The 7,797-nt window shown below is 71.7% G+C and carries 8 protein-coding genes; 3 read left to right on the top strand and 5 right to left on the bottom strand.

Annotation, left to right across the window (positions count from 1 at the left end; genetic code table 11):
* Positions 1-49 precede the first annotated feature (49 nt).
* Complete coding sequence (locus ACFC0D_RS37580) at positions 50-517, bottom strand: RDD family protein (RefSeq protein ID WP_376446383.1); 468 nt, start codon at positions 515-517, stop codon at positions 50-52.
* A 231-nt stretch (positions 518-748) separates the two neighbouring features.
* On the opposite strand from ACFC0D_RS37580, the gene glnA reads away from it, so the two are divergent.
* The gene (gene glnA / locus ACFC0D_RS37575) at positions 749-2,158 is read left to right on the top strand and encodes a type I glutamate--ammonia ligase (RefSeq protein WP_352191411.1); all 1,410 of its coding nucleotides are present in this window, start codon (positions 749-751) and stop codon (positions 2,156-2,158) included.
* A 100-nt stretch (positions 2,159-2,258) separates the two neighbouring features.
* Here glnA and ACFC0D_RS37570 read toward each other — a convergent pair whose 3' ends face one another.
* The 3 genes from ACFC0D_RS37570 to ACFC0D_RS37560 all read right to left on the bottom strand — a co-directional run bounded on the left by ACFC0D_RS37570 (position 2,259) and on the right by ACFC0D_RS37560 (position 6,067).
* On the bottom strand, positions 2,259-5,252 hold the full coding sequence (locus tag ACFC0D_RS37570; RefSeq protein ID WP_376446381.1) for a trypsin-like peptidase domain-containing protein: 2,994 nt from the start codon (positions 5,250-5,252) through the stop codon (positions 2,259-2,261).
* 7 nt (positions 5,253-5,259) lie between these two features.
* Complete coding sequence (locus ACFC0D_RS37565; protein ID WP_376446378.1) at positions 5,260-5,571, bottom strand: trypco2 family protein; 312 nt, start codon at positions 5,569-5,571, stop codon at positions 5,260-5,262.
* A 220-nt stretch (positions 5,572-5,791) separates the two neighbouring features.
* On the bottom strand, positions 5,792-6,067 hold the full coding sequence (locus ACFC0D_RS37560; protein WP_376446375.1) for a hypothetical protein: 276 nt from the start codon (positions 6,065-6,067) through the stop codon (positions 5,792-5,794).
* Positions 6,068-6,215: 148 nt separating this feature from the next.
* Here ACFC0D_RS37560 and ACFC0D_RS37555 point away from each other — a divergent pair, with 148 nt between their 5' ends.
* The gene (locus tag ACFC0D_RS37555; protein WP_376446372.1) at positions 6,216-6,575 is read left to right on the top strand and encodes an arsenate reductase family protein; all 360 of its coding nucleotides are present in this window, start codon (positions 6,216-6,218) and stop codon (positions 6,573-6,575) included.
* A 66-nt stretch (positions 6,576-6,641) separates the two neighbouring features.
* On the opposite strand, the gene ACFC0D_RS37550 is transcribed toward ACFC0D_RS37555, so the two are convergent.
* A complete protein-coding gene (locus ACFC0D_RS37550; RefSeq protein ID WP_376446370.1) occupies positions 6,642-7,157 on the bottom strand; it encodes an alpha/beta fold hydrolase in 516 nt (171 codons plus the stop codon).
* 116 nt (positions 7,158-7,273) lie between these two features.
* On the opposite strand from ACFC0D_RS37550, the gene ACFC0D_RS37545 reads away from it, so the two are divergent.
* Positions 7,274-7,797, top strand: a 524-nt coding sequence (locus ACFC0D_RS37545) for a GntR family transcriptional regulator (protein ID WP_376446367.1), incomplete at its 3' end; no start/stop codon positions are given.

Genomic DNA, 7,797 nt, shown 5'->3' with positions numbered 1-7,797 from the left:
GCCCCGGAACCGATCGGTTCCGGGGCGCCCCTTCTTCGTCCTGCGTGTGTCAGATCCGGACCTGTACGGCACCGGAGAGGCGGTCGTGAAGGCCGCGGCCGTCGCGGTCCCAGATGAGGGCCGGGATGGCGAGGCAGACCAGAATGCTGCGGGCGACGACGCGGAGGAGGCCGAGCCGGCCGCCGTTCACCGAGGCGACACGCAGCCCGAAGAGCCGCTTACCGGGAGTGGAGCCGATGGTGCCGACCGTGAGCACGCTCAGGACGAGCAGGATGATGAGAGCCCAGTTGCCGGTCGCCTGGCTGTAGCCGTCGGTGATCAGGCCGTATGCGATCAACATGCACAGAGCCCAGTCGACGGCGAGGGCGCCGATCCGGCGGCCGGGCCGGGCGATCGAGCCGGGCCCCTCCTCGGGAAGCCCGAGCTGCTCCCCCCGGTAACCGAAGTCGACGCCTGCGTCCTCGGCCGCCGCGCGGGGTCCCGAGAGCCACGATCCCATTGCTTGCCTGTTGTCCACGCGTCCACGGTACTGCGCCCGTTTTTGATCACTTCGGCCCGGGTCGAAGTGAGGAACGGACGGCGCTTCGCGATGCCGAGCGCGGCCGCCCCGGTTAACTTGGGCGAAACAAATGGGTCATGCTTGAGAAATCCCGTCTGCCTATGGTCGGGTCCAGCGTGTGCCACCGCACTGGCCGCACGACCGAGCTGCAACCCCGCCCCTCCCCGGGCCGGGAGTAGGAGGAGTTGGATGTTCCAGAACGCCGACGAGGCCAAGAAGTTCATCAAGGACAACGACGTCAAGATGGTCGACGTCCGTTTCTGTGACCTTCCGGGAGTGATGCAGCACTTCACGATCCCGGCGACGGCGTTCGACCCGTCCGAGGAGCTCGCCTTCGACGGCTCGTCGATCCGCGGCTTCCAGGCCATCCACGAGTCCGACATGGCGCTGCGCGCCGACCTGTCGACGGCCCGTCTGGACCCGTTCCGCCGCGACAAGACGCTGAACATCAACTTCTTCATCCACGACCCGATCACGGGCGAGCAGTACAGCCGTGACCCGCGCAACATCGCGAAGAAGGCCGAGGCGTACCTCGCCTCCACCGGCATCGCCGACACCGCGTACTTCGGCCCCGAGGCCGAGTTCTACGTCTTCGACTCGGTGCGCTTCAACACCACCGCCAACGAGGGCTTCTACCACATCGACTCCGAGGCCGGCGCCTGGAACACCGGTGCGGTCGAGGACAACCGTGGCTACAAGGTCCGCTACAAGGGCGGCTACTTCCCGGCCCCGCCGGTCGACCACTTCGCCGACCTGCGCGCGGAGATCTCCCTGGAGCTGGAGAACGTCGGCCTCCAGGTCGAGCGCCAGCACCACGAGGTCGGCACCGCCGGCCAGGCCGAGATCAACTACAAGTTCAACACGCTGCTCGCCGCGGCCGACGACCTGATGCTCTTCAAGTACATCGTGAAGAACGTCGCCTGGCGCAACGGCAAGACCGCGACCTTCATGCCGAAGCCGATCTTCGGCGACAACGGCTCGGGCATGCACGTCCACCAGTCGCTGTGGGCCAACGGCGACCCGCTGTTCTACGACGAGACCGGCTACGCGGGCCTCTCGGACACCGCCCGCTACTACATCGGCGGCATCCTCAAGCACGCCCCGTCGCTGCTCGCCTTCACCAACCCGACGGTGAACTCGTACCACCGCCTGGTCCCGGGCTTCGAGGCCCCGGTCAACATGGTGTACTCGCAGCGCAACCGCTCCGCCGCCATGCGTATCCCGATCACGGGCTCGAACCCGAAGGCCAAGCGCGTCGAGTTCCGCGCGCCGGACCCGTCCTCGAACCCGTACCTCGCCTTCTCGGCGCTGCTCCTCGCGGGCCTCGACGGCGTCAAGAACAAGATCGAGCCGGCCGAGCCGATCGACAAGGACCTGTACGAGCTGGCTCCCGAGGAGCACGCGAACGTCCAGCAGGTCCCGACCTCCCTCCCGGCGGTCCTGGACGCCCTCGAGGCGGACAACGAGTACCTGCAGGCCGGCGGTGTCTTCACCTCCGACCTGATCGAGACCTGGATCGACTACAAGCGCACCAACGAGATCGCCCCGATCCAGCTGCGCCCGCACCCGCACGAGTTCGAGCTCTACTTCGACCTCTAGATCGCGGACCGACATCGCGGACTGATCGACGGCTTGGGCCGCCACCCCGGAATCGGGGTGGCGGCCCTCGCCGTTGTCGGCCGGTGACCGCCGGAGGGCGTCAGCCGTCCGCGCGGAGGAGGTCCGCCTGGGCGACGAGCCATGCCGGGCCGACCACCTCGACGTTGCCTCCCAGAGCGTCGGCCGCGCGGACCAGGGCTTCGGCGGCGGCCCGGGGGCGGGGTACGGCGCGGGCGCGGGCGGCCTCCGCGAGGGCCTGGGCCGCCACCGCTTCCGCCGCACCCGCGATCCCCAGCGAGACCGCCGCCCGCTCGGCTGTCTCGGCCGCCTGCGCGTACTGTCCGTCGCGCCAGTGGGCCCAGGCGAGGTTGCAGAGGCAGACGCCTTCGGCGCGGGGGTTCTCCGTCAGCAGTGCCTCGTCGAGCGCCGCCTTCAGCATGGTCACCGCCTCGTCCACCCGGTCCAGCGCCAGCAGGGCGATGCCCTGGGCGTTCAGGGCGTTGTTGATCCCCTCCGGGATGCCCGACGCCCGGTACGCGCGGACTGCCAGGTCGCCGGCGGTGATCGTCTCCTCCCAGCGGCTGAGCGTCAGTAGCGCGATCGTCCGGGCGTTCCCCGCCCGCGCCTGCGTGAGCAGGTCCCCGGACGCCTGACCGAGGGCACTCAACCGGTCGGCACTGGCGAGAGCGGTCTCCCCGTCGCCCAAGGAGCTGTACGCGAGGCTCAGGGACAGGATCGCGTGCACCTCGCGCTCGGTGTCGCCGATCTCGTGCGCCAACTCGCCGGCCCGGGCCAGCGGGCCCACCGCGGTGTCGAGACGGCCCAGCTGCCGGTAGGCGTCGCCGAGACCGAACTGGGCGTTCTGGAGGGCCCGGCGATCGCCGACACGCTCCGCCAGGGCGGCCGTCTCGGTGAACAGCTCGACGGCGTCCTTGATCGGCCCGGCCGTCAACCGGGCATGCCCGAACGAGCCGAGGTGGGCGAGTCGAGCCCGGTCGTCGGTGAGGCGGCCGTCGATGGCCAGGTGCATCGAGATCACCCCGAGCACCGAGCCCTGCCAGACCAGCCACTCCCCCATCTCGCCGAGGACCATCGCGGCGGCGTCGACGTCACCGGCGCGCACCAGATGATCGAACTGCCGGCGCAGCGGCCGGACGTCGTCCGCGGTCTGCCAGGCCGGACGGGGCGGGGCGATGTTCGCGTACCAGTCGGCGATCCGGCGCTCGACGGCCGTGCGCCCCGTCGGTCCGTCCACGGGCAGCTCGCCGTACGCCAGGTCGGCGTCCATCGGGTGCAGGGCGAAGGTGCGGTGCCTGCGGTCCACCGACAGCAGGTGGATCCGTACCAGGTGGGTCAGGATGCGCGCGATGTCGAGCGTGGGATCGAGACCGCCGACGATCGTCCGGATCACCGGCTGCGGTACGGGGGTGCGCAGCGCGGCGAGGACGCCGACGACCGTACGGCTGCCGGCGTCGAGCTGGCGGTGGCGGTCCTGGACGAGGCCCTCGACCACGTCACGGCGCTGGGCGTAGTCGGCCAGGACGTCCTGCAGGGTGGGCAGCATCATGTCGTCGTCGGCCATCGCACCGACCAGGAGCTCCAGGGCGCGGGGGACGCCGTGCACACGGACGGCGGCCTGGAGCAGCTCCTGGTCGGGCAGGTGCGCGACACCGAGGCTGCCGTCGCGGTCCAGTTCACGCAGCAGCGCGACGGACTCGGCGGGGTGCAGCCCCTCGGCGAGGTCGACCTGGGCGACGAAACGGCGCAGCTCGGGCGCCAGACGTACCGGTACCTGTGTCGTGACCAGGAGGCGCGGGGTGGATCTGGCCCGGAAGAGGCAGTCGAGGAAGATCGCCACCTCCTCGTCCCGGATCCGGCCGTCGTCGTGGAGGAGGTCCTCGAAGTTGTCCATCAGGATGACGAACAGCCGGTCGCCCATCGCTGCGAACAGCTCGTCGAGCTTGTCCTGGACGGGCAGCTGGGCGGCCCAGACCTCGCGCAGGTGGGTCTCGTGTTCGCCGCCGAGCAGCTGGGCGCAGTCGAAGTAGAGGCGCTCCAGGGAGATGCCCGACGTACGTGTGCTGAGGTTGACGAGTCCCGACGGGAGCGGCGCCCCGGTGTGGCCGGGCCATTCGCCCTGGTCGAGGCGGTCCATGAGCTTGGCGGCGAGCGCGCTCTTGCCCATGCCCCGGCGCCCTGTGACCGTCACCATGCGGATGGCGGGATCGCCGAGGTGGCCGCCGATCAGGTCGAGTTCGCGGGTGCGGTTCTTGAACAGCTCGATGCCGTGGGCGACCGGCAGCCCGATCACCTTGGACCGGGCCGGGGTGCTGCTCGCGGCCGGTTCCTCCTGGTGCGGTCCGTGCGCGCCCGGCCGTTCGGTGCCCGCTTCGGGCAGCGCCCGGGGGTCGTCGACGGCCAGCAGCGCGGCCGGCTCGGCCGGGGGCGGTGCGCCGGGCGGGAGCAGCGCGTGGTCGATCCGGGCGGCGGTCAGCCGCCCCGATCCTTCCCAGCGGTGGTGCTCGGCGACCACGCCGACGACGAGGTCTCCGGCCCACACCGCCGCACCCGACATCCCCGACCACGGCGACACCTGGGGGTTGGGGTCGGCTCCGGCCGGTGCGACGGTGATCTCCAGCGTGCCCGTCCTGAGGTTGGACAGGGCCGCGACGGTGCCGTCGGTCTGGTGGAGTTCCCGGAACTGTCCGCCGTCCGGTCGGCGGCGCTGCTTCCACAGCGGGAAGCCCGCGGCGTGGACGGCGACGACGGCGTGGTGGTCCGAGGTGATGCGCCCGAACGGCGCGGGCTCGACGGCCGGGGCGTCCGGCGGCGGTGCGAAGGTCAGGACGGCCACGTCGCTGCCGGCGTCGTACCAGGCCACGTCCGCCGGTGCCTCCCACTGTCCGGGCCGGTCCACGTCGAAACGGACCCGGGTCCCGGCTGAGCCGGTCACGACATGCGCGGCGGTGAGCACCGTCGTGTCGGTGACCCGGTAGCCCGAGCCGCGCCGGCGGCCGGCCGGCGTGGTGACGATGACCTCGGCGATTCGGTGCGGGTCGAGTCCGCCGGCGGCGCGCCTGCTGGTTTCGGGCATGGTGCGATCAGTCCTCACCGAGCAGTTCGTCACCGGAGATCAGGACCGAGCGGTCCGGTGCGTCGGGTCGTACCGGCTTCAGGGTCAGGGTGAGCCGCTGGGTGTCGGTGGTCGCCTTGCGCGCGGTGGCTCCGGCGTCGAACACCCAGAACCGGACCTTCACCCCGGGCTCCCGGCTCCGCTCCACGCCCACGGTCAGCTCCAGCTCGATCTGTTCCGCCTGGAAGCGCAGGTCGGTGCCTTCGCCCTCCGCCATGGCGCGGCTCAGGTCGTGGCGCAGCTGAGCGATGATGTCCGCCAACTCCACGGCGTTGTCCACCGGTGTGCCCCCTCGTCCCCCGTCGCCCCGGGCGGCCGTCCCTCCCGGGCCCGAACGGCCTTACGTCTACGCGGAGATCATATCGGCGGGAGGTCGGCGGAGGGCCGGCAGCAGGTCCACTCGCCCGTCCCCAAGTAGGCCTCCCACCAGTCGAGTTGCGAACGGGCCGCCGCCCCTGGGTCGGGGTGACGGCCCGTTCGGGCAGGGTGGTGCGGCCGGATCAGCGGCCGTAGCGGATCAGGGCGCGGACCATGCGGCAGGTGGTGTCGGACGGCGGGTGGATGCCGAGCAGTTCGGCCGTGGTGCGTATCTTCGCGTTGCCGGCCTTCGCGGGGTCGTGGACACCCGCGTCGAGCAGGACGATCGCGAGGCGCATGGCCTTCAGCCGGCGGTTGTGGGCGATGTACCACTCGCGGGGACGGCCCGCGGGGAGCGGCCTCTTCCGGAGGGGCTTCCAGGGTTCGAGGGACGGTGTCCGGATCACGGCGAGAGCCATGGGCGACCTCCTGGCGAAAACTGGGTGCGGGCCCTCCCCGGGACCCTCACCTTCACCCCCTATTTTAGGCGGCCCCACTGACAATCGCCCCTGGCCAGACAGGGTTTGGGGGGTGGTGGAGCAGGGCGGAGGGGGTACCGTGTGGCGCATGGAGATCTGGATCAATCCCGCCTGTTCCAAGTGCCGCAGCGCGATCAGTCTGCTCGACGCGGAGGGCGCCGAATACACGGTGCGCCGCTACCTGGAGGACGTGCCGAACCCGGACGAGATCCGGGCCGTTCTGCAGCGGCTCGGACTCGAACCGTGGGACATCACGCGGACCGGGGAGGCCGATGCCAAGGAGCTGGGCCTGAAGGACTGGCCTCGCGACGAGGCGAACCGGGACCGGTGGGTGGAGGCGCTCGCCGCGCACCCCAAGCTCATCCAGCGGCCGATCATCACGGCGGAGGACGGCACGGCCGTCGTGGGGCGGACGGAGGAGGCGGTGCGGGACGCGTTGTCCCGCTGACGTCGCCAGTTGATGCCTGACGCCTTGCTGCTGCCCTCTTCGCCGATGTGCCGCACGCCGACGTCGTCACTCCGACGCCAGAAAGCCCGCGACGCGGTCGTACGTCTCCGGCGGGGACCCCACCGGCAGGGTGTGGTGCGTGGCCTTCGGCAGCGTCGCCGTCTCCACGTCGCGGAGGGCCGCCCGCGCCCGGGCCGCCACCTCGGCGATGTCGTGGGCGCGACTGCGCTCGGCGAGCAGGAGCAGCGTCGGCGGCTTCAGGGTGCGCAGCCGCGCGGGCCTGGGACGCGGGCCGGCGACCGGGCGGGCGGCCGGGAAGTCCGCGGCCAGTGCGGCCAGATGCCACCACCGCGGGTCGAGTTCCGCGCCGCCGGTCTCCCACCGCAGGAACGCGGCGTTCCGGGCAGGGGTGGGGCGCAACAGCATCGGAAGGGCCCGGAGCAGATAACGCGGACTGAAGCCGGTGAAGCAGTTCGTGGGGTCGAGGAGGACGAGCCGGTCGACGCGGGCCGGGGCGTTCAGGGCGTACCGAAGCGCGATCCAGGCGCCGTAGGAGTGGCCCACCAGGCTGGTGAACGACACAGGGGTAGGGAATTCATGGTCGCCGTGCACTCATCGGCTCCGAGCGGAGTCTCCGCCACCTCCGCACTCCCCGAAGGCGACATGGCCGCCGTCCTGGACGCGGCCGGAGTGGGCGCGTGAGCGAGGGGAGCGAGGTCGCCGAGGTTCTCGGGGTCGATCTGCATCTGGAGCTGACCGGGGCCGGCAGCCGAAGGGCCGTGCTCATCCGGGCGCTGCGCGAGGCGGTACGGAGCGGGCGGCTGGCCGCGGGGACGCGCCTGCCGCCCTACCGGTCGCTCGCCGCCGATCTGGGCGTCGCCCGCAACACCGTCGCCGACGCGTACGCGGAGCTGGTCGCCGAAGGATGGCTGTCCTCGCGGCAGGGATCGGGGACACGGGTCGCCGAGCACGTCGCGGTGCCGGAGCCGGAGGGGGCGCGGAGGGACACGGTACGAGCGCTCCCGTACGACCTGGTCCAGGGCAAGCCGGACCCGGCCGCCTTCCCCCGTACGGCCTGGCTGGCCTCGGCGCGGCGGGCACTGACCGCCGCGCCGAAAGACGCCGTCGGCATCGGCGGTACCCCGGGGCGGGTGGATCTGCGTCGGGAGCGCGCCGGGGATATGGCGCGGGGGCGCGGGGGGCGGACCCCCCCGGGACGGAT

Source organism: Streptomyces sp. NPDC056222, assembly GCF_042264065.1.
Classification (GTDB): Bacteria; Actinomycetota; Actinomycetes; order Streptomycetales; family Streptomycetaceae; genus Streptomyces.
The sequence above is the reverse complement of the archived record's forward strand: the minus strand, read 5'-3'. Positions and strand labels throughout refer to the sequence as shown.

Bases quoted from the DNA above. Each gene is read 5' to 3' on its own strand.
- ACFC0D_RS37570 (WP_376446381.1), bottom strand. From the start codon at position 5,252: ATGCCCGAAACCAGCAGGCGCGCCGCCGGCGGACTCGACCCGCACCGA.
- ACFC0D_RS37560 (WP_376446375.1), bottom strand. From the start codon at position 6,067: ATGGCTCTCGCCGTGATCCGGACACCGTCCCTCGAACCCTGGAAGCCC.
- glnA (WP_352191411.1), top strand. From the start codon at position 749: ATGTTCCAGAACGCCGACGAGGCCAAGAAGTTCATCAAGGACAACGAC.
- ACFC0D_RS37555 (WP_376446372.1), top strand. From the start codon at position 6,216: ATGGAGATCTGGATCAATCCCGCCTGTTCCAAGTGCCGCAGCGCGATC.